This window comes from Sphingomonas sp. (assembly GCF_017745215.1).
Taxonomy (GTDB): Bacteria; Pseudomonadota; Alphaproteobacteria; order Sphingomonadales; family Sphingomonadaceae; genus Sphingomonas.
On record NZ_JAGHZV010000003.1, the window covers coordinates 226470 to 247240 of the forward strand.

The 20771-nt window shown below is 69.2% G+C and carries 18 protein-coding genes; 13 read left to right on the forward strand and 5 right to left on the reverse strand.

Annotated elements, in window-relative coordinates; all coding sequences use genetic code 11:
• Nucleotides 1–21 precede the first annotated feature (21 nt).
• Nucleotides 22–1365, reverse strand: a complete 1344-nt coding sequence (locus J7495_RS05005; protein WP_294054985.1) for an MFS transporter — start codon at nt 1363–1365, stop codon at nt 22–24.
• Between the two features lie 162 nt (nt 1366–1527).
• Here J7495_RS05005 and J7495_RS05010 point away from each other — a divergent pair, with 162 nt between their 5' ends.
• Nucleotides 1528–3771 carry a glycoside hydrolase family 3 C-terminal domain-containing protein gene (locus tag J7495_RS05010; RefSeq protein ID WP_294054987.1) on the forward strand — a complete coding sequence of 748 codons (2244 nt, stop codon included), beginning with the start codon at nt 1528–1530 and terminating at the stop codon, nt 3769–3771.
• A 148-nt stretch (nt 3772–3919) separates the two neighbouring features.
• Here J7495_RS05010 and J7495_RS05015 read toward each other — a convergent pair whose 3' ends face one another.
• Nucleotides 3920–4945 carry an oxidoreductase gene (locus tag J7495_RS05015; RefSeq protein ID WP_294054989.1) on the reverse strand — a complete coding sequence of 342 codons (1026 nt, stop codon included), beginning with the start codon at nt 4943–4945 and terminating at the stop codon, nt 3920–3922.
• Between the two features lie 34 nt (nt 4946–4979).
• Between J7495_RS05015 and J7495_RS05020 the strand changes: the two genes are divergently transcribed.
• Nucleotides 4980–6215 (forward strand): cysteine desulfurase-like protein, encoded by a 1236-nt coding sequence (locus tag J7495_RS05020; RefSeq protein WP_294054991.1) that lies wholly within the window; start codon nt 4980–4982, stop codon nt 6213–6215.
• Nucleotides 6216–6370: 155 nt separating this feature from the next.
• Nucleotides 6371–7384 carry a hypothetical protein gene (locus J7495_RS05025; protein WP_294054993.1) on the forward strand — a complete coding sequence of 338 codons (1014 nt, stop codon included), beginning with the start codon at nt 6371–6373 and terminating at the stop codon, nt 7382–7384.
• A 222-nt stretch (nt 7385–7606) separates the two neighbouring features.
• On the opposite strand, the gene J7495_RS05030 is transcribed toward J7495_RS05025, so the two are convergent.
• Together J7495_RS05030 and J7495_RS05035 are read right to left on the reverse strand one after the other, a co-directional pair.
• Complete coding sequence (locus J7495_RS05030; protein ID WP_294054995.1) at nt 7607–9469, reverse strand: asparagine synthase-related protein; 1863 nt, start codon at nt 9467–9469, stop codon at nt 7607–7609.
• 109 nt (nt 9470–9578) lie between these two features.
• A complete protein-coding gene (locus J7495_RS05035; protein ID WP_294054997.1) occupies nt 9579–9722 on the reverse strand; it encodes a hypothetical protein in 144 nt (47 codons plus the stop codon).
• A gap of 221 nt (nt 9723–9943) precedes the next feature.
• Here J7495_RS05035 and J7495_RS05040 point away from each other — a divergent pair, with 221 nt between their 5' ends.
• The gene (locus J7495_RS05040) at nt 9944–10840 is read left to right on the forward strand and encodes a hypothetical protein (RefSeq protein WP_294054999.1); all 897 of its coding nucleotides are present in this window, start codon (nt 9944–9946) and stop codon (nt 10838–10840) included.
• Here J7495_RS05040 and J7495_RS05045 read toward each other — a convergent pair.
• Nucleotides 10837–11121, reverse strand: coding sequence for a PqqD family protein (locus J7495_RS05045; protein WP_294055001.1), 285 nt, complete (start codon nt 11119–11121; stop codon nt 10837–10839). The two genes, J7495_RS05040 and J7495_RS05045, sit on opposite strands and share 4 nt — an antisense overlap.
• A 124-nt stretch (nt 11122–11245) precedes the next feature.
• On the opposite strand from J7495_RS05045, the gene J7495_RS05050 reads away from it, so the two are divergent.
• The 9 genes from J7495_RS05050 to J7495_RS05090 all read left to right on the forward strand — a co-directional run bounded on the left by J7495_RS05050 (nt 11246) and on the right by J7495_RS05090 (nt 20739).
• Nucleotides 11246–11587 carry a TrbC/VirB2 family protein gene (locus J7495_RS05050; RefSeq protein WP_294055003.1) on the forward strand — a complete coding sequence of 114 codons (342 nt, stop codon included), beginning with the start codon at nt 11246–11248 and terminating at the stop codon, nt 11585–11587.
• 1 nt (nt 11588) lies between these two features.
• The gene (locus J7495_RS05055) at nt 11589–11873 is read left to right on the forward strand and encodes a type IV secretion system protein VirB3 (protein WP_294055005.1); all 285 of its coding nucleotides are present in this window, start codon (nt 11589–11591) and stop codon (nt 11871–11873) included.
• Nucleotides 11852–14227, forward strand: a complete 2376-nt coding sequence (locus J7495_RS05060; RefSeq protein ID WP_294055007.1) for a VirB4 family type IV secretion system protein — start codon at nt 11852–11854, stop codon at nt 14225–14227. The genes J7495_RS05055 and J7495_RS05060 overlap by 22 nt, the downstream gene beginning before the upstream one ends.
• Nucleotides 14224–15465, forward strand: a complete 1242-nt coding sequence (locus J7495_RS05065; protein WP_294055009.1) for a type IV secretion system protein — start codon at nt 14224–14226, stop codon at nt 15463–15465. The genes J7495_RS05060 and J7495_RS05065 overlap by 4 nt, the downstream gene beginning before the upstream one ends.
• The gene (locus J7495_RS05070; RefSeq protein ID WP_294055011.1) at nt 15462–16298 is read left to right on the forward strand and encodes a virB8 family protein; all 837 of its coding nucleotides are present in this window, start codon (nt 15462–15464) and stop codon (nt 16296–16298) included. The genes J7495_RS05065 and J7495_RS05070 overlap by 4 nt, the downstream gene beginning before the upstream one ends.
• Complete coding sequence (locus J7495_RS05075) at nt 16295–17053, forward strand: TrbG/VirB9 family P-type conjugative transfer protein (protein WP_294055012.1); 759 nt, start codon at nt 16295–16297, stop codon at nt 17051–17053. The genes J7495_RS05070 and J7495_RS05075 overlap by 4 nt, the downstream gene beginning before the upstream one ends.
• Before the next feature lie 116 nt (nt 17054–17169).
• Nucleotides 17170–18189 carry a TrbI/VirB10 family protein gene (locus J7495_RS05080; RefSeq protein WP_294055014.1) on the forward strand — a complete coding sequence of 340 codons (1020 nt, stop codon included), beginning with the start codon at nt 17170–17172 and terminating at the stop codon, nt 18187–18189.
• Nucleotides 18186–19190: a P-type DNA transfer ATPase VirB11 gene (gene virB11, locus J7495_RS05085; RefSeq protein WP_294055016.1), complete on the forward strand. Its 1005-nt coding sequence runs from the start codon at nt 18186–18188 to the stop codon at nt 19188–19190. The genes J7495_RS05080 and virB11 overlap by 4 nt, the downstream gene beginning before the upstream one ends.
• Before the next feature lie 88 nt (nt 19191–19278).
• On the forward strand, nt 19279–20739 hold the full coding sequence (locus J7495_RS05090) for a L,D-transpeptidase family protein (RefSeq protein WP_294055072.1): 1461 nt from the start codon (nt 19279–19281) through the stop codon (nt 20737–20739).
• Nucleotides 20740–20771 lie beyond the last annotated feature (32 nt).

A 20771-nucleotide genomic window follows, 5' to 3' on the forward strand; every position in this document is an offset into this window, starting at 1 on the left:
GGTGCCGTCATTCGATGGCGCTCAGTGGATCGACGCGATCGACGGCTCGTCCTCGCCGCGCACCACCCTCGCTCCGCCCGCAGCGATCGCGAACAGGCAGAGCACCGCATAGCAGGCGGCGGGAATGATCAGCGGTGTGGTGAAGCTGTGCATCACGTCCGAGAGCTTGCCCACCGCGAGCGGGATGAACGCGCCGCCGATGATCGAGAAGCACAGCAGCCCTGAGGTCGCTTCCTCGCTCGCGCTCGAGCGCTCGAGGGTGAGCGTGAAGATCACCGGGAACATGATCGAGTTGAACAGCCCGATGCACAGCGCGACGAAGCCCGCGGTAACCCCGCCGACCGCGAAGACATAGACGCACATCGCCGCGGCGATCGCCGTGAACAGCGCGAGCAGCCGGTGCGCGCGGACCATGCCGAGCAGCACCGAGCCGATCGCACGGCCCACCATCGCGCCGCCCCAATAGAAGGCGACGGCCTTGCCGGCCTCCTGCAGCGAGACGCCATGGACGCCGTCGCTGCCCATCGCGAGCCCGAGCAACGGCACGCCGAACGGCGCGTCCGACTGGCCCCAGATGCCGTCACTGTTGAGGAACAGCGCCATCTGCGTGCCGATCGAGACTTCGGCGCCGACGTAGAGGAAGATCGCGAGACCGCCGAACAGCGCCCAGGGCGAGCGGAACGCCTCGAGCACGTTGGCGCTGGCCGAGGGCGGCGGCGCGGCGGCGGTCACCACCCGGCGGCTGAGCCAGAAGAACACCGCGAGCGCGGCGATCAGCCCCGAGATCCAGAGATAGGCCATGTCGATGCCGGCGAGCGCGTTCGCGCGCACCGCTTCGGTCACCACCATGCCTTCCTTCACTTCAACGCCCTTGAGGAACAGGTGCGCGCCGAGCAGCGGCCCGATGAAGGTGCCAAGCGAGTTGAAGGTCTGGCTGAGCGTGAGCCGCAAATGGCTTCCCTTGGGATCGCCGAGCGCGGCGGCGAGCGGGTTCGCCGCCACTTGGAGCACGGTGATGCCGCTGGCGAGGATGAACAGGCCGACGAGCACCAGCCAGAAGTTCGAGAGATTCGCCGCGGCCAGCATCACCAGGCAGCCCGCGATCATCGTGCACAGCGCGACGAGGATCGTCGGGATGGACTTGAGCCGCGACAGCATCACCGCCGCGGGGAAGGACGCGACGCCATAGGCGATGAAGAAGGCGAAGGCGGCCGCCTGCGCCTGGAAGGTGCTGAGTGTGAAGATGCCTTTCACCGAGGCGACCAGCGGGTCGACCAGCGAGGTGATGAACCCCCAGGCGAAGAACAGCACCGTCACCGCGGCGAAGGCCGCGCCCGTGCTCCCGGATGCTTGTCGTGTTGCCAAAACCCCTCTCCCTCTCCTGCGTGCCGGCGCCTTTTCGGAACAGCTTGGCAAAAGCCGCTTCCCGCGCCTAGCTTCTTCGCCAGCCGATGGACTGGCGCCGATCCTATCCTTGGCGCATAAATGACTGAGTGACAACGCTGACAAGTCACACCGGAGGGGACCATGACGAATTTCCGCCGCCACACGCTGGCCGCGCCGCTGGGCGCACTCGTGCTGGTGCTCGCTGCCGGACCGGCCTGCTCGCAATCGGATCCCGGCGCGCCGCCCGCCGCCGCGGCGCCTGCGCATCCCTGGCTCAACCCCGCGCTGCCGCCCGAGAAGCGCGCCGAGCTCGCGGTCGCGGCGATGACCGAGGATGAGAAGCTCAGCCTCGTCTTCGGCTATTTCGGCACCGATCACGGCGCGGCGTTCAAGGCGCCGGCCGAGGCGCGACCGGGCAGCGCGGGCTATATTCCCGGCATCCCCCGGCTCGGCATCCCGCCGCAATGGGAGACCGACGCAGGGATCGGCGTCGCGACTCAGGGCGCGGCAGCGCAGAAGCGGCTGCGCACCGCCCTCCCCTCGGGCCTCGCCACCGCGGCGACCTGGAACCCCGAGCTCGCCTGGAAGGGCGGCGCGATGATCGGCGCGGAGGCGCGCGCCTCGGGCTTCAACGTGATGCTCGCCGGCGGCGTCGACCTGATGCGCGAGCCGCGCAACGGGCGGAACTTCGAATACGGCGGCGAGGACCCCTGGCTCGCGGGCACGATGGTCGGCGCGCAGGTGAAGGGCATCCAGTCGAACGACATCGTCTCGACGATCAAGCACTATGCCGTGAACGACCAGGAGACCGACCGCGGCGCGGGCAATTCGGTGATCGACGAGAAGGCCGCACGAATGTCCGACCTGCTCGCCTTCCAGTTCGCGATCGAGGCGGGCGAGCCGGGCTCGATCATGTGCTCGTACAACAAGGTCAACGGCACGCACGCCTGCGAGCATCCCTGGCTGCTCACCAAGGTGCTGCGCGGCGACTGGGGGTTCAAGGGCTATGTGATGGCCGATTGGGGCGCGACGCATTCGACCGCGCCCGCCGCCAACGCCGGGCTCGACCAGGATTCGGGCTTTGGGCTGAGCTCGCAGGGCTATTTCGGCGCGCCGCTCAAGGAAGCGGTGGCGGAGGGCGAGGTCAGCAAGGCGCAGCTCGACCTGATGGCGAAGCGCATCCTCTACGCGCTGTTCCGCCACGGCGTGGTCGACAATCCGATCGCCGATGCGCCGATGGACCTCGCCCCCGCGATGCTCGCCGAGCACGCCCGGGTGACCCGCGCCGATGCCGAGGAAGGCATCGTGCTGCTGAAGAACGCGGGCGGCGTGCTGCCGCTCTCGCCCTCGGTGAAGACGATCGCAGTCATCGGCGGCCATGCCGATGCGGGCGTGCTCGCGGGGAGCGGCTCGTCCTTGGTCTATCCGGTCGGCGGCAATGCCGCGCCCGGCGTCGCGCCGACGAGCTGGCCGGGGCCGGTGATGTATTATCCCGACTCGCCGCTCGAGGCGATCCACGCGCTCGCCCCCAATGCGACGGTCGTCTATGCCGACGGCGTCGATCCCAAGGCGACCGAGATCGCCGCGAAACAGGCCGATGTCGTGATCGTCTTCGCCACCCAATGGGCCGGCGAGGCGTTCGACGTGTCGCTGACGCTCGCCGACAAGCAGGACGAGATGATCGCCACCGCGGTCGCCGCCAATCCCAGGACGGTGGTGGTGCTAGAGACCGGCGGGCCGGTGCTGACGCCGTGGCGCGACAAGGTGCAGGGCATCCTAGCGGCCTGGTACCCGGGGACGCAGGGCGGGAAGGCCATTGCGAACGTGCTGTTCGGCAAGGTGAATCCCTCGGGCCATCTGCCCGCAACCTTCCCCGCGTCGCTGGAGCAGCTGCCCAAGCCCTCGGCGCCCAACAAGGGCGACACCGTCTACAGCGAAGGCGCGACGGTCGGGTACAAATGGTACGACGCGAAGGGCCTCGAGCCGGCGTTCCCGTTCGGCCACGGGCTGAGCTACACGAGCTTCGCCTATTCGGGGCTGGCGGCGAAGGCCGCTGCGGGGACCATCCGGGTGTCGTTCACCGTCGCCAACACGGGCGGCGTCGCGGGGATGGACGTCGCGCAGGTCTATGTCGCGGGGCACGGCTGGGAAGCGCCCAAGCGGCTGGGCGGCTATCGCAAGCTCGAGCTGAAGCCGGGCGAAGCGCAGAGCGTGACGCTGGACATCGACCCGCGGCTGCTCGCCGTCTGGGACCAGAAGAGCCACGGCTGGAAGATCGCCGCGGGCACCTACCAGGTGATGCTCGGCGCTTCCTCGCGCGATATCAGGGCGACGGTGCCGGTGACGCTGCCGGCGCGGAGCCTGAAGGCGGGGTGGCGGCCTTAATTACCAGCCTGGAATCTGAGCAACTTAAATCGTCATCCCGGCGAAAGCCGGGACCCAGGGTTACAGAGGACGTCGCTCGCTGCCCTGGATCCCGGCTTTCGCCGGGATGACGATCCAGGTGAAGGTCCGACCGGTTCCAGAAATAGCCTCAGCCGAACGCCACCCGCCGCCCCTCGTTCGAGCTCTGCCACGCCAGCTCCATGATCCGTTGCCCGGTGAGCGCGTCGTCCGCGGTGACCGGCGCTTCGCCGCCGTCGGCGATCGCCCGCGCCACGCCGGCGTAGAAGCGCTTGTAATCCCCCCGCTCGGTCGCGACCGTCTCGCGCGTCCCGTCGCCCAGCGTCAGCAGGCCGTGGTTCGCCGCATCCTCGACTCCGAACGCCTCCGCCGTTGCGCTGCCGCCCGCCTTCATCCAGGGTTCCTGCGGATCGAGCCCGTACTTCACGAAATTGCCCAGCTTGCCGTGCACCGCGAAGCGCGGCCGCGGGTTCGCCACCAGCCGCGAGGCCGAGAGGATCACGCGCCGCGCGCCGTAGAAGAACGTCAGCTCGAAATAGTCGTTGGTCCGCGCCCCGTCCCGCTGGAGCGCGATGTCGGCGCTCAGCGCTTCCGGCGCGCCGAACAGCATCAGCGCCTGGTCGATCAGGTGCGGCCCAAGGTCGGCGAGCATTCCCGAGCCGACGTCGGGCACGTCGCGCCAGCCGCTGGTGACTTCGGGGCGGTAGCGATCCCAGCGCCCCTCGAACAGCATCACGTCGCCCAGCCGCCCCGAGGCGATCAGGTCGCGCACCGTCAGGAAATCGCCGTCCCAGCGACGGTTGTGGAAGGCGCTGAGCACCAGACCCTTGGCCCTGGCCAGCGCGATCAGCGCCTCGGTCTCTGCAGCCGTGTTGGTGAAGGGCTTGTCGATCACGACATGCTTCCCCGCCTCGAGCGCTGCCTTGCCGAGCGGGAAATGGCTGTCGTTGGGCGTCGAGATCACCACGAGTTCGATCGACGGATCGGCGATCAGCGAGTCCGCATCGGTGACCGCTACCTCCGGATAGCGCTCGTGCACCTGTCCGGCGCGCGAAGTCGCCACCGCAGCGAGCTCGAGCGCCGGCACCGCCGCCACCAGCGGCGCATGGAACGCCATCCCGCCCAGCCCATAGCCGATCACTCCGGTGCGGATCATTGCCTTGTCCCTTGCCTCGCCCCTATGCGGGGCCATGACCTTCCCCATCGACGCGGTCCGCGCGCAATTCAAGGCGCTCCATCAACCCGGCCGCTTGGGGCCTCGCGTCTATTTCGACGCGCCCGGCGGCACCCAGGCCTGCGCGCCGGCGATCGCCCGCATGGTCGCCCACCTCGAGAGCGGCACCGCCAATTCGGGCGGCGCCTTCCAGACCTCGGTCGAGACCGATGCGCTGAGCGATTCGGCGCACGCCGCAATGGCCGACCTGCTCGGCGGCCAGCCGCACGAGATCGCCTTCGGCCCGAACATGACCTCGCTCACCCTCGCCGTCTCGCGCGCACTCTCGGCGAGTTGGGAAGCGGGCGACGAGATCATCCTCACCCGGCTCGACCATGACGCCAATGTCGCCCCCTGGCTGCTCGCCGCGCGCGACCGCGGCGCGACGGTGCGCTGGATCGACTTCGACCCCGAGACCGGCCGCTGGGAGGCCGATGCGATCCTCCCCCTGCTCGGCCCGCGCACCCGGCTCGTCGCGCTCGGCTTCGCGAGCAACGCGCTCGGCACGATCAACCCCGTCGCCGAAGCGATCGCGCACGTCCGCGCGCGCTCGCCCGCGCTGGTCTACGTCGATGCAGTCCAGGCCGTGCCGCATCTCGCGGTCGACGTCGCGACGCTCGGCGCCGATTTCCTCGCCTGCTCGCCCTACAAGTTCTTCGGCCCGCACCAGGGCGTGCTCTGGGCGCGCGGTGAAGTGGTCGGGACCGTGCCGGCCTACAAGGTCCGCCCCGCGGGCGACGAAGGCGCGCATCGCTTCGAGAGCGGCACGCCGTCGTTCGAAGGCCAGGGCGGCGTGCTCGGCACGATCGACTATCTCGAATGGCTCGGCCGCGAGATCGATCCGAGCGCGAACAGCCGGCGTGCCGCGCTGGTCGCCGCGATGGATGCCGCCGGCGATTACGAGCGGGCGCTCGGCGAGCGGCTGCTCGCGGGCCTGACGAGCGTGCCGCGGCTCAAGCTCTGGGGCCCGCCGACGATGGACGGGCGCGTGCCCACCTTCGCCTTCACGATCGGGGGCCATCATCCCGATGCGATCGCCGAGCACCTCGGCGCGGCCGACATCTATGCCTGGTCGGGCCATTTCTATGCGGTCGAAGTCATTGAAAGACTTGGACTCGCGAAAGATGGCGGGCTCGTCCGCGTCGGACTCTGCCATTACAACACGGCAGAGGAGGTCGACCGGCTGATCGCCGCGCTCAAGTCGATCGACTGACGCGGCTCTTTCGGCTTTCTTCAATAGTTGATCCAAATGACTGATTTGGATCAAAAAACATGGTTGCCGATTTATTTCCCGACCCTGCTTGTACTCGCGCGGCGCTACTGTAGAATCACGGAGCCTTTGGGGAAAACCATAAATCGGAGGGCATCATGATTAGGGAGAGTGCACGACTTCTTCTGGCGGGGGCGTTCATCCTCGGCGGAACCACCTTCCTCACGTCCGAGGCTTCGGCCCAGGCGACGCGGACCTGGGTTTCGGGCGTCGGCGACGATGTCAATCCGTGCAGCCGCACCGCGCCGTGCAAGACGTTCGCGGGCGCAATTTCGAAGACCGCCGCGGGCGGCGAGATCAACTGCATCGATCCGGGCGGCTTCGGCGCCGTGACGATCACCAAGTCGATGACGATCATCTGCGATGAGGTCGGCGCGGGCGTGCTCGTTTCGGGCACCAACGGCTTCATCATCAACGACGGCGGCGCCGGCACCGCGGTGGTGACGATCAGCGGCATCGATATCGAGGGTATCGGCTATTCGACCGGTGGCTCGGGCATCCGTGGGGTGTGGTTCATCTCGGGTGCGGCGCTGACCGTCCGCAACTCGATCATCCGCAACTTCCGTGACACGTCCAACGGCTCGGGCATCACCTTCTCGCCGAGCGGGGCCGCCAAGCTGGTGGTCGACAACGTCACGCTGTCCGGCAACGGCAATACCGGCGTCGGCGGCGGCATCGTGATCCAGCCGACCGGCACCGGCTCGGCCAAGGCATCGATCGTCAACACGCGCTCGATCAGCAACACCAACAACGGTCTGCTCGTGAACACGACGGGCAACACCGGCCCGGGCAACCTCGTCACGGTGACCGGCAGCAATTTCGACGGCAATTCGGCCTCGGGTGTTGCGGTCGTCACGCCGGCGAGCACGACGGGCGCCACGGTGACGGTGCTCGATTCATCGATGTCGAACAACGCGCGCGGCGCCTCGACCAACGGCGGCACGGCGGTGATCCGCATCGGCCGCAGCGTGATCGCGGGCAATTCGACCTCGGGCGTGTTCGCGAACGCGCCTGGCGCCAGCCTGGGTGTCCGCAGCTTCTCGCCGGCGAGCAATGCGCTCTCGGGCAACACGGCCGACGGCACCTTCACCGGCACCGACCCGTACCAATAAGCCGGCGAAAGCCGATCGAAAAGGGGCGCGGCAAGCGATTGCCGCGCCCTTTGCTTTTGGGCGCCCCTCTTGCGGACTCGCGACCCTTTGGAGCGCGACGAATTGCGTCGAGCCACAGCCAACTTGGCGTCATCTCGTTCCAGAGTCGGATTCAGCCGCGCTGAATCGAGGCGGCACCAACCCGCCCGAATGGATCAAACTCCGGGGTCGAGGCTCCGCCGGTCAGGCGTTGCTGCGCGAAGCCTTGCGCAGGAAATGGCCGCTCACCACGCCACGCAGCAGCGTGAAGCAATAGGCGACCTCGACCGGCTTGGTATGCCAACCCTGATCGGGCCAGGCATCGATCAGCGCGCGCATCCGCTCGAGATCGAGCGACGCGGCCGCCGCGGGCACCTGCTCGAGCCGCTCGATCTCCTCGCGCAGCCGCTCGCGATCCGCAGTCATTCCCTCGTGCCAGTCGACGGCCTGCGCACCGCGGCGGCGCTCGGCCAGCACACGGGCCGGAAGCCGGTCGGCAAGCGCCTTCCGCGCCAGCGCGCGCGGCAGTCCATTCGAGAGATAATGTTCGGTCGGCACCGACAGGCAGAATTCGACGAGCCGCCGGTCGGCCGTCGGGTCGCGCAGATCCACCCCCCAGCCGGCAAGGATACCCTTGCGGTAATTGCCCATGTCGACGCGGCGCATTCCCCACAGCCGCACGTCGAACGCGCGCGCGCGCGGGCGATAATGGAAATCGGCATCCATCGCCGGCGCTGCCGCTTCGAGCTCGGCCAGCCGATCGGGATGAACCGCCGTGATCTCCTCCAGGCTGCGGCCCACGTCGCGGCGCCAGCGATGCAGGCCGCTCCAGAGCGTGCCGGGCAGATGCCGCCCATAGGCCGAGCCGAGCACCCCCACCCAGCGCGCGCGCCGATCGCGCACCATCGCGCGGCCCTCTCGATACAGCCGCCATAGCCGCCACTGCGCGGCAAGCTCGGCGAACAGCTCGCTGCCGAAATAGCTGAGCGTGATGTTGCCCATGGTGCCGCTGAGCATCACATGGATGTCGCGACGCGCGGCCTCCGCGTTGATCCCGCGCTTGAAATGCCAGACGTGCGCGTTGACCAGCGGGCGCTCGAACAAGTGAAAGTCGCGGTCGAGCTGGTCCAGCACGGTATTTCCGTCGGGCTGGACCAGGACATGCTCGATATTGGGATACAGCGCGGCAGTCGCGGCAGCGAGATCGCTCTCGTCGCCATAGGCGTTGACCGGCATCGGATGGTCGTAGCCCGGCCGCGGTATTGCAGTGAAGGCCGTGACGCGTCCGCCGCGCCCAGCCATCAGCCGAGCTGCCGTCGCCGCCACGCCCGAACTGTCGAGCCCGCCGCTCAGCTGTGCTCCCACATTGTCGCCGGCGCCACGCAGCCGCGTTGCCACCGCTCGATCCAGCTGCTCGCGAGCCGCCTCGATATAATCGTCCGGCGAGGCGAAGCGAAGCCGCCGGTCGCTCGGCTGCCAATGCTGGCGCATCGTGATCCCGCCGCGATCGATCGTCACGACCTGGCCGAGCTCGACGCGGTTGACGCCTTCGAAGAAGCTCCGCGGTCCGGTCTCCGGCAGCAGCGCCAGGAACTCGAGCGAGCGCTGCTCATCGGCGGCGTAGGGGATTTCGGCGAGCGCATGCAGGCCCTTGGGCATGGACGCGAAGGCCACGAAATCGCCGGCGATGTGATAGTGAAGCGGCCGCGCGCCCAGCGCATCGCGCGCCAGGATCAATTGCTGCTCGCCAGCATCCCAGATCGCGAAGGCATAGTCGCCGTACAGATGATCGAAGGCGCGATACTGCCAGCGTTCCCAGGCGGCGAGCAGCAGCGCGGCGTCGCTCATCCGGGCATGCGATTCCAGCCCCAAGGCACGGGCAAGGTCGTCGCGATCGTCGAGCCGCACATCGGCGACCAGCAGAAAACGCCCGTCGCCACCGGTCAGTGGCTGGCGATCGTGGAGGTCCTCAGGAAGAAGCCGATGAAGACAACGGCCAATGGCAAGGGCCCCATCCTCCCGCAAATCGGAAGCATGAGGCCCGTAAATTCGTTGAGATGCAAGCATCCGCCGGCACTCGGCGCCGGAATCGAAATCACCTGCAATCCGCCAAAACCCCGCGACGGCCGACACTTGGAGTCCTTATCAGCAGCCCGCGGGCAGCGGACGCCGCAACTCAGGAGAAAATGTCGTCCGCGTTGACGTCGGCGCTCGTGATCTCCGCTTCACCCGCGCGCACGCGGCGAACCTGAGGACGCTGCCAATTCGAGCGCACGGCGAGCTTGACGACGGCGTTGGACTTTTCCTGCGTGTTGGTCATGCACCCTGTCCCCTTTGTTCTTACTTCGCATATCGCATTCACTATACTCGCTTCAAGCACTAACATTCCGTGTTGGTTCCGTCGAAGCCGACGCCGTCGCAGATTCCTAATGTAGATTGTTGTCAATTGGGCACAATTTGCTGGATCGCGCGAAGGCATCGCATTCGGAGGCATTTGACTTGGTCCAGCCGGCACCCCCGGGGCCAGCGAAAGGGGCAGCGTTGCACCATTATCGGTTATTCGGCCTCACCCTCGCTTCGTCGATCGCGCTTCCGGAACTGCCCGCCGCACCCGAGGGGGCCACGGCCGAGGTGCGGATCGCGCTCGGCGAGGTCCTCGACCCGCCCGGGGCGGAGCGCATGCTCGGGCTGCGCGCCGCCGCCGGGATCGGCTTTCTCGAGGCGCCGGGGGTGCGCTACCGGGTCGAGAACGGCAGCCGAATCACCGTCGACGCGGAAGCCGGCACGCCGGCGCAGAACATCCGCCTGTTCCTGCTCGGTTCGGCGATGGCGGCGTTGCTCCACCAGCGCGGAACGCTGCCGCTCCATGCCAATGCCATCGAGACGGATCGCGGCGCGATCCTCTTCTCGGGCAAGTCGGGCGCAGGCAAATCCACCCTCGCCGCGGCCTTCCTCGATCGCGGGCACCGGCTGCTCGCCGACGACGTCTCGGCGATCACCCGCACTCCCCGGGGCCACCAGGTCCAGCCCGGGGTGCCGCGCATCCGGCTGTGGCGCGACGCCGTCGAGCGCAGCGGTCGCGACACCGGGGATCTCGACGCGGCGTTCGAGGGCATGGACAAATATGTCGTTCCCGTCGGCGCGGGTCGGTCACCCGAGGCGCTGCCGCTGCGCGCGATCTTCGTGCTCGCGGACGCCGGCGAAGCGGGCATCTCGCTCCGTCGGCTTCCCGCGGGCGAAGCGATCCAGGCGCTGGTCGCCAACACCTATCGCGGGGTCTACGTCCCGCTGGTCGGGGATTCGGAGCGGCACTTCGGGAGCTGCGTGGCGATCGCGCGCGAGGTCCCGGTATTCGAGCTCCGCCGCCCCTGGGATCCAGCCGGGATCGAAGCGATCGTCGACCATGTGCTTGGCCGGCTCGACGCGATCGAAGGCTAGCCGAACTCGACGATGCCGTCGGTCGCGAGGTCGTCGAGCATCACGCGCACGTCCGCCTCGCACTCGGCGGGGTCGACTTCATATTCCTCGACCAGCGCCGCGCAGATCGTCGCGAGCGAGCGCGGCTCGGCGATCAGCTGCCAGATGCGCGTCGCGGTTCCGTTGAACGAATAGCAGGTACCGTTGTCGACGTGGAGCGCGACCATCTCACCGTCGACCTCGGCCTCGATCAGCCCGGCGCCGCGCCGCACGATCATCTGCTCGGCTTCTTTACCCCGCATGCTTCGCATGCAGCACAGCGGGCCGCACTATTCAACCCGATCCCCGGATATCGCGAACAATTGGCTATTCACTTGGCTTTGGACGCGGGGCGGCGCAGTATCGCGCGGTTTTGGGGGACGAATCATGGTGAGGGTAGGCGTGGCTTTCGACCGGGCGAAGAAGGCGGCGGCCTGGGTGGCCGGACTGTGGGCGGCGGCAGGTGCCGGCGTGGCACAGGCGCAGTCGCTCGAGGACCCGCAGGGCTCGGGCGTGATCGTCTCGGCGGTGCGCTGGCTCGAAGGCACGCTGCTCGGCACGGTGGCGACGGTGGTAGCGGTGATCGCGGTGGCGACCGTCGGCCTCTTGATGCTCACCGGCCGAATCAACTGGCGCTACGGCGCGACGGTGATCCTCGGCTGCTTCATCCTGTTCGGCGCGGCCAGCATCGTCGCCGGCATCCAGTCCACCGCGCAGATGGGGCAGTGACGTGAACGGGCTCGAGCGCGACACGCTGTTCGTGGCGCTCACGCGGCCGCAGATGTTCGCGGGCGTGACCTACAGCTATTTCATCCTGAACGCCGTGATCGCGACCGAGCTGTTCCTGATCTTCAAGTCGGTCTGGGTGCTGCTCGCCGCGCTGGTGATCCACGGCATCGGCGTGGTGCTGTGCGTGCGCGAGCCGCGTTTCCTCGACCTGTGGCTCACCAGGCAGAGCCGCTGCCCGCGCGTGAAGAACTACGCGATCTGGCGATGCAACTCCTACCGCCCCTGACGCGCGACAGCCGCGCCGCCGAACGCGAGGCCCCGGCCGGGCGGCACCTGCCGTACGCGCGGCATGTCGACGACTTCACCATCGAGACGCGCGACGGCATGCTGATGCAGGTGATCCACCTGCGCGGGCTGCTCTTCGAGACCGCGGACACCGAGGAGCTCAACTACCGCAAGCGGCTGCGCGACGCGATGCTGCAGGCGATCGGCTCGTCGCGCTTCGCGGTCTACCACCACATCCTGCGCCGCCGCGTCGGTCCCGAGCTGGCGGCGGAGTTCCCCGATGCCTTCTCGGCGCAGCTCGATGCCGCCTGGCAGGCGCGGCTCTCGACCAAGCAGCTCTACGTCAACGACCTGTTCCTGACCTTGATCCGTCGCCCGATGCAGGGCCGCGTCGGCATGATCGACCGGGTCCGCGAGTGGCTGGGCAAGCCGGTGGTCGGGGGCGACGAGGCGGGCAGCGCCTATGAGCTGCGCCAGCTCGACGTCGCGCGCGACGCGCTGATGGCGGCCCTCGCCGCCTATGGCCCGCGGCTGCTCGGCGTCTACCAGACCCAGCAGGGCCCCTGCTCCGAGCCGCTCGAATTCCTCTCGGGCCTCTATCACGGCGAGATGCGCCCGGTGCTGCTGCCGATGCAGGACCTCGGGCTCTACCTCCCCTATCGCCGGGTGAGCTTCGGTCAGGAGACGATCGAGCTCGGGCCGACGGGCGCGACGCCGCGGAGTTTCCAGGCGATCGTCTCGATCAAGGATTACCCCGGCCAGACCGCGCCGGGCATGTTCGACGAGCTGCTCCGCCTCCCCTTCGAGCTCAGCGTCTCGCAGAGCTTCGGCTTCGTCGAGCGCCAGGCCGCGCTGGGGCGGATGAACCTCGCGCTCCGCCGGATGAAGTCGGCCGAGGACGAAGCGGTGAGCCTGCGCGCCGACCTCGCCAATGCCAAGGACGAAGTCGCCGCGGGCCGCGCGGGGTTCGGCGAGCATCACATGTCGATCGCCGTGAAGGGCGCGAGCCCGGCGGAGGTCGACGAGGGCGTGGCCGAAGTCCAGGCCGCGCTCGCCGACCTCGGCATCCTCGCGGTGCGGGAGGAGATTGCGCTCGAGCCCGCGTTCTGGGCGCAGTTCCCGGGCAACTTCAAATATATCGCAAGGCGCGGGCTGGTCTCGACCGGCAATTTCGCGGGGCTGGCGAGCGGGCACAACTTCCCGCAGGGCGAAGCGAGCGGCAACCATTGGGGCGACGCGGTCACGCTGCTCGAGACGACCGCGGCGGGCCCCTATTATTTCAACTTCCACCAGGGCGACCTCGGCAACTTCACCGTGATCGGGCCCTCGGGCTCGGGCAAGACGGTGGTGCTCAACTTCCTGCTCGCCCAGGCGCGCAAGTTCGCGCCCAACATCGTCTTCTTCGACAAGGACCGCGGCGCCGAACTGTTCATCCGCGCGATCGGCGGGCGCTACGACCAGCTTCGTCCCGGCGTCGAATCGGGGCTCAACCCGCTCCAGCTCCCCGACACGCCGGCGAACCGCCAGTTCCTGATCGACTGGATCGCGCTGCTCGCGGGCGGCGCCGACTTCGACGAGACCGCGCGGATCAAGGACGCGATCGACGCCAACTTCGAGCAGCCGTTCGAGCATCGGCGCCTGCGCCACCTCGCCGAGCTGTTCCGCGGCAGCCACCGCCCGCACGGCGCCGACCTCTGGGCGCGGCTCCGCCCCTGGTGGGGCGACGGCGAACGCGCCTGGCTGTTCGACAATCCGGTCGATCGCACCGACCTCACCGTCAGCGCGGTGGGCTTCGACATGACCCAGATCCTCGACGATCCGGCGATGCGCACGCCCGCGATGATGTACCTCTTCCACCGCGTCGAGGAGCGGCTGGACGGCAGCCCGTCGATCATCGTCGTCGACGAAGGCTGGAAGGCGCTCGACGACGACATCTTCGTCCGGCGGATCAAGGATTGGGAAAAGACGATCCGCAAGAGGAACGGCATCGTCGGCTTCGCGACGCAAAGCGCGCAGGACGCGCTCGAGAGCCGCATCGCGAGCGCGATCATCGAGCAGGCCGCGACGCAGATCTTCATGGCCAACCCCAAGGCGCGCGCCGCGGATTACATCGAGGGCTTCGGGCTCACCAGCCACGAATATGAGCTGGTCAAGTCGCTGCCCGACAATGCGCATTGCTTCCTGATCAAGCACGGCGCGGAGAGCGTGGTGGCGCGGCTCAACCTCACCGGCGAGCGCGACCTGCTGACGATCCTCTCGGGCCGCGAGCGCACCGTGCGGCTGCTCGACGAGATTCGCGCGGTCGAGGGCGACGATCCCGCGCTGTGGATCCCGCGCCTGCTGGAAGTCGCATGATCTGCCGTCCGCTCTCCTATGGCGACGGCTTCGTGCGCGGGATGCTCGATTTCGTCGACTGCCAGGCGCAGAACATCGGCGAAGGCGGCTATCACGCGCTCGCGGCGCCGGGATCGGGCGTATCGATCGCGCTGACCGCGATGCTGACGATCGTGATCGCGCTCTACGGCTATCGCATGCTGCTCGGCCATACGCCCAGCGCGCGCGACGGGGTGATCACTTTGGTCAAGATCGGCGTGGTGCTCGCGCTGGCGACGAGCTGGTCGGCCTATCGCACGCTCGCCTACGACGTGGCGCTGCGCGGGCCTGCCCAGGTCGCCGGCGAGATCGGCGGCAGCACGGGCCTGCCCGGGAGCCAGGGCGGGCTGGTCGGCAGGCTCCAGGGCGTCGACGCGGCGCTGATCCTGCTCAACGAATATGGAGTCGGCAAGGCCAACAAGGGCCAGACGGTCACGCGCGAGAAAGTCGTGAACGGCAAGCCCCAGCTCGTCGTCGAGCCGGTGGGGGCGCCGCCCGATCTGTTCGAAGTCTCGGCGCTCGGCTGGTCCCGCATCTTCTTCCTGGTCGGCACGATCGGCGCGCTCGCAGCGGTGCGGCTGGTGAGCGGGCTGCTGCTCGCGCTCGGGCCCTTGTTCATCGCCTTCCTGCTGTTCGAGGGGACGCGGGGGCTGTTCGAAGGCTGGGTGCGCGCGCTGGCGGGCGCCTCGCTGGGCGCGCTGGCGGTGACGCTGGTGCTCGGCGCCGAGCTTGCGCTGGTCGAGCCCTGGCTCGCCTATCTGCTCGCGATGCGCCAGGCCGACCTGGGGATCACCGGCGCGCCGGTCGAGATCTTCGTGGTGATGCTGGTGTTCGCGCTGGTGCTCGCGGGCGCGATCTTCGCGACGGCGAAGGTTGCCGCCGGGTTCCGGCTGCCGAAGCTCTGGCGAACCGCCTCGGAGCAGGTCGCGTCGGCGCTGCGTGGTGAGACGGCGCAAGCGCGCACCGGCGGAGGCGGCCGCGAGACGCCCGCCGCGGAACGGTCGCGCGCCGTCGCGGTCGCCGAGGCCGTCGCAGCGGCGCAGCGGCGCGAGGTGCGCGTCGCGGCGGCCGGCGGCAGCGGATCGCCATCGCGCCTGCCTGCCGCGACCGGGCTCTCGCGCGACGTGCCGACACACACTAATGTGCCCCTGGGGCAGAGCCAGGGCCGCCGCGCGCGCAACCGCGCCACCGGCAGCGCCGGCCGACGGGATCGACGATGATGAAGATGAAGGCTCGCGAGCAGCTCGACGCCTATTACGAGCAGGCCGAAAGCTGGGGGAAGGACCAGCAGGCGGCGCTCGCCGGTTCGCGGCGCGTGGCGTGGATCGTCGCGGCGGTATTCGGGCTGATCGCGCTGATCGAAGCGTTCGCGCTGTGGCAGCTCGCGCCGCTCAAGACGGTCGAGCCCTACACGCTGCTCGTCGACAAGCAGACCGGCTATGTCCAGGCGCTCAAGCCGCTCGAGGCCTCGCAGATCGCAGGCAACACCGCGCTGACGCAGAGCTTCCTCGTCCAATATGTCATCGGGCGTGAGAGCTTCGACATCAATGCGATCCAGGCCAATTACCGCAAGGTGGCACTCTGGTCGTTCGGCCAGGCGCGGCAGGACTATGTCGCAGGCTCGCAGGCCTCGAACCCCGACAGCCTGCTCGCGCGCATGCCGCGCAGCTCGATCCTCGAGACGCGCGTGAAGAGCGTGACGCCGATGGCGGGCAATAATGCGATGGTGCGCTTCGACACGATCCGGCGCGACGGCGGCGGCAACGTCTCGCCGCCCCAGGCCTGGGTGGCGATGATCCAGTATCGCTATTCGAACGAGCCGATGAGCGCCGAGGACCGGTTCGTGAACCCGCTCGGCTTCCAGGTGACGCGCTACCAGCGCAGCGCCGAGGCGCTCCAGCCGGCGCAGCCGGGCGACGTCGCGCCGCAGGTCCAGGCGACGCGCGGCGCGGCGGGGACCGAGGCGCCCAACCCGCTCGCGCCGGCACTCAACCGGCCGACGCCCGCCCCCACCCCGCCCGCCCGCAAGGGCGGCGTCGAGGTGACGCTTTGAGGCTGGCGCTGCTCCTCGTCGCGGCACTGCTGCCGCTTCCCGCCGCGGCGCAGGTGCGCCCGATGCCGGGCAACGGCGATCCGCGCGTCCAGTCGGTCGACTATAGCGCGGAGCAGGTCGTGCAGCTGCGCGGCGCGCCGGGCTATCAGCTCACGGTCGAGCTCGGCGGCGACGAGCATATCGAGAATGTCGCGGTGGGCGACAGCGGTGCCTGGCAGGTCACCGCCAGCAAGAGCGGCGACCGGCTGTTCATCAAGCCGATCCAGGCGGGCGTGGCGACCAACATGACCGTCATCACCGACGTGCGCACCTACGCCTTCGACCTGCAACCGCTGTTCGGCCCGCAGCCTGACATGGCCTATACGGTTCGTTTCCGTTATCCGGCGCCGCCGCCCGCGCCCGGTGCGCAGCCGGCCGGCGGCGCGAACGCGACGACGACGGCGATCCCGGCCGGCTCGCGCGGCCGCTACAAGGTGAGCGGCGCGCGGGCGATCCGCCCGGCGGGCATCGATGACGACGGCGCCAGGACCTATATCGAATGGCCCGCCGACAAGCCGCTGCCCGCGGTCTATTCGATCGACGACGCCGGGCGCGAGGCGCTGGTCAACGGCAACATGCGCGACGGCATCTATGTGATCGACAGCGTGATGGCGCGACTGGTGTTCCGGCTCGACAAGCAGGTCGCGCGCGCGACCAGGGTCGGCGTGGTCGCCGACGCCGGGTCCGCCAAGGCGTCCGGCGGAGGGACCGACTGATGGCGACCGTCCCGCCCGGCGATCCCCGGCTCGAGCCTCAGCCGCCGAATCCAACAACCCCGCCGCAGGGCGTCGCCCCCATCGTCGCGCTGCCGCGGCAAGGCCTTTCGTGGGCGATGATCGCCATTTTCATGGCCGTGCTCGGCGTGCTGCTGTTCACGGTGCTCGACGCGCGGCGCCAGTCGCTCAACGCGCCCGCGGTGAAGCCCGGCGCGCTCGATCGCACTTCGCCCGGGGCCGAGGCGCCGCCGCTCTACGTGCCGCCGCCCCCGCCGTCCGCGCCCGTCGAGCCGCCGGTGCAGCAGGTCCAGCCCGCACCGGCCCCCGCGCTGCCCCCACCGCAGCCGCAGATCATCTACGTCCCCCAGCCCGCGCCCCCGCAGCAGCAGGCCGCGCCCCAGCAGCCGCCCCGCGTGGCCGGCGATCCCGCGCTGGTGATCGACACGACGAGCGGCGAGGCGCCCGCCGGCGGCCCCGGCGCGACCGGCGCCGTGCCGCCCAACGCCGCCGCCGGGGGGCCCGACAGCAGCACGCGCAGCCCCGGCATCGCCGGGGGTCGCGTCCGGGTCGCGCAGTTCGCCAATCGCTCGAGCACGGTGCCGCAAGGCACGCTGATCCCCGCGGTGCTCGAGACCGGGCTCGATTCGACTCGCCCCGGCCTCGCCCGCGCGATGGTGACCAAGGACGTCCGCGGGTTCGACGGCACGCGCATCCTGATCCCGCGCGGCAGCCGGCTGATCGGCGAGTATCAGGCCGAAGCCTCGCCCGGGCAGAAGCGCGCGCTGGTCAACTGGATCCGCCTGATCCGCCCCGACGGCGCGACGATCGCGATCGGCTCGCCGGTGAGCGATCCCGTCGGCCGTGGCGGCATGAAGGCCAAGGTCGACAATCACTTCTTCGCGCGCTTCACCGGCGCGATCCTCCAGTCGGCGCTCGACATCGGCGTGAACCTCGCCTCGCGCTCGGCCAATTCGCCGGTGATCGTCGCGCTGCCCGGCACCGTGCAACAGACGACGCAGCCGCTCACCCAGCAGACCCAGCAGGTCACCCCCACGCTCAAGGTGAGCCCGGGGACGAGCATCACCGTGTTCGTCGCCCGCGATCTCGATTTCTCCGGGGCCGACAACAAGCCATGACGACCAAGCCGGCAGAAGGCACGGACGACGGCCGCGTCTATCTGCGCAGCTACTTGGCCCCACTCGAGCCGATGCTCGCGCGCGACGACGTGACCGACATCTACGTCAACCGCGCCGGCGAAGTCTGGGTCGAGACGCTGGGCGGCGCGATCGAGCGCCACGACGTGCCGCGGCTCGACGAAGCGACGCTCGGCCGGCTCGCGCGGCAGATCGCGGCGCTGACCCACCAGGGGATCAGCCGCGAGCATCCCCTGCTCTCAGCGACCTTGCCCGACGGCGCGCGCGTCCAGATGGTCGCCCCGCCCGCGACGCGCGACGGCATGGCGCTGGCGATCCGCAAGCACCTCGCCTCCGACCTCACGCTCGACGACTATGCCGCCTCGGGCGCGTTCGACGCGACGATCCGGCGCAAGCGCACCGAGCGCTCGGACGTCGACACCGCGCTTGCCGCGCTGCTCGAGGACGGCGACATTGCCGGCATGCTCTCGGCCGCGGTGCGCGCGCGCAAGAACATCCTCGTCTCGGGTGGAACCTCGACGGGGAAGACCACGTTCCTCAATGCCCTGATCCGCGAGATCGCACCCGAGGAACGGCTCATCTTCATCGAGGACACCCCCGAGATCCACCAGCACCACGCCAATGCGCTGGGGCTGCTCGCGGCGCGCAGCGAACTCGGCGAGGCGCGCGTGACCGCGAACGACCTGCTCGCCGCCTCGCTGCGCTTGCGTCCCGACCGGATCATCCTCGGCGAGCTGCGCGGACCCGAGGCCTATGCCTTCCTCCGCGCGATCAACACCGGGCATCCGGGCTCGATGACCACGGTCCATGCCGACTCGGCCGAGCGCGCGATCGAGCAGATCGTTCTACTGGTGCTTCAGGGAGGAACGCAGCTTGGCCGCGACGACGTGCGCCACTATGTGCGGTCCACGGTCGACGTGTTCGTGCAGCTGAGCCGCACGGGCGGCAAGCGGCGGGTTTCCGAAGTCGTGTTGACGCACTGACGAAACATCGCTCTGCTATGGATAAGTGTCGACGAAACGTGTATCAGGAGCGACGAAGCGAGTGACTATTCTTGGGCGGGGCAAGACGATGGCGAAGGCAGGGTCCTTGCTGGCGGTACTGGGTCTTCTGGCCGGGACAGGCCTTGCCCAGCAGACGGGCACGCCGCCGACGCCCCAGACCGCGCCGATGGTGCCGGTGCAGCAGGCCGCCCCCGCGCCGCTGCCGGTGCTCACCTCCACCCAGGCGTTTCAGCTAGCGACGCTGCTGAGCGAAGGCCGTTTCTCGCACGGGCTGGTGCGCACGGCGCCCGCGGACGAACTCGCGGGGACCGACAATGACGCGCTGGTCCGCGCCGCGCTCGACTATGCGCATGCGGTGCATTCGGGCCGGCTCGACACGGGCGACTTCGACCCGAACTGGGGCCTGCGCCCCGCGCCTTATGACCCCCTCCCCGCCTTCGCCGACGCGGTGAAGCGCAACGACCTGGCGCGCTGGATCGAGTCGCTCTGGCCGCGCTACGCGGGCTACGACGGGCTGCGGAAGGGCCTCGACACCTATCGTCGCATCGACGCCGCGGGCGGCTGGTCCGCACTCGCCGCCGGGCCCGACCTGACGATCGGCACCACCGGCGCGCGGGTGATCGCGCTGCGCAAGCGGCTGGCGATCGAGGATGCCCAGGTCGCGACGACGAGCGACACCTACGACGCCGACCTCGCCGAGGCCGTGAAGCGCGCGCAGCGGCGCTATGGCCTCAACCCCACCGGCGCGGTCGCGGCGCAGACTCGCGCGGCGCTCAACGTGCCCGCCGCCGACCGCGTCCGCCAGATCATGGCTAACATGGAGCGCTGGCGCTGGCTTCCGGGTGACCTGCCCAAGAACCGCATCCAGGTGAACATCGCCGCGGCGGTGCTCACCGTGTTCGACGGCGATGCGCCGATCGCCTCGATGAAAGCCGTCACCGGCGCACCGGGCGGGCGCGAGACGCCGATGCTCCAGTCGAAGATCCATTCGATCGTGCTCAACCCACCTTGGAACGTGCCCCCGGGCATCGCCGCCAAGGAACTGTTCCCCAAGGGGCCGGCCTATCTGGCATCGCACGGCTTCAAGGTGATCGGCGAGGGCCCGAACAAGCGGCTGCAGCAGGTGCCGGGCAAGAGCGCGCTCGGCCGCTACAAGTTCGACTTCGCGAACCCCTACGCCGTCTACCTCCACGACACGCCGAGTCAGGCGACGTTCAACAGCTTCGACCGGCTCGCGAGCCATGGCTGCGTGCGGCTCGAGAAGCCCGCGCCGCTCGCGCGGCTGCTGCTCCGCAACGAAGCGGCCTGGCCGCCCGAGACACTGCAGGCCGCGGTCGACAAGGGCGATACGGTGCGCGTGCCGCTCTCGCCCGAGAACCAGGTGGCGGTATTCCTGCTCTACTGGACCGCGTTCCAGGGCCAGGACGGCATCATGAACTTCCGCGGCGATCCCTATGGCTGGGACAAGACGCTGGCGGCGAAGATCGAGGCGCGGTCGGCGTCGAAGGCCGCAGCGGCCGGCAAGTAACCCAGCCGGCGAATAACTCAGGGAGATTGACG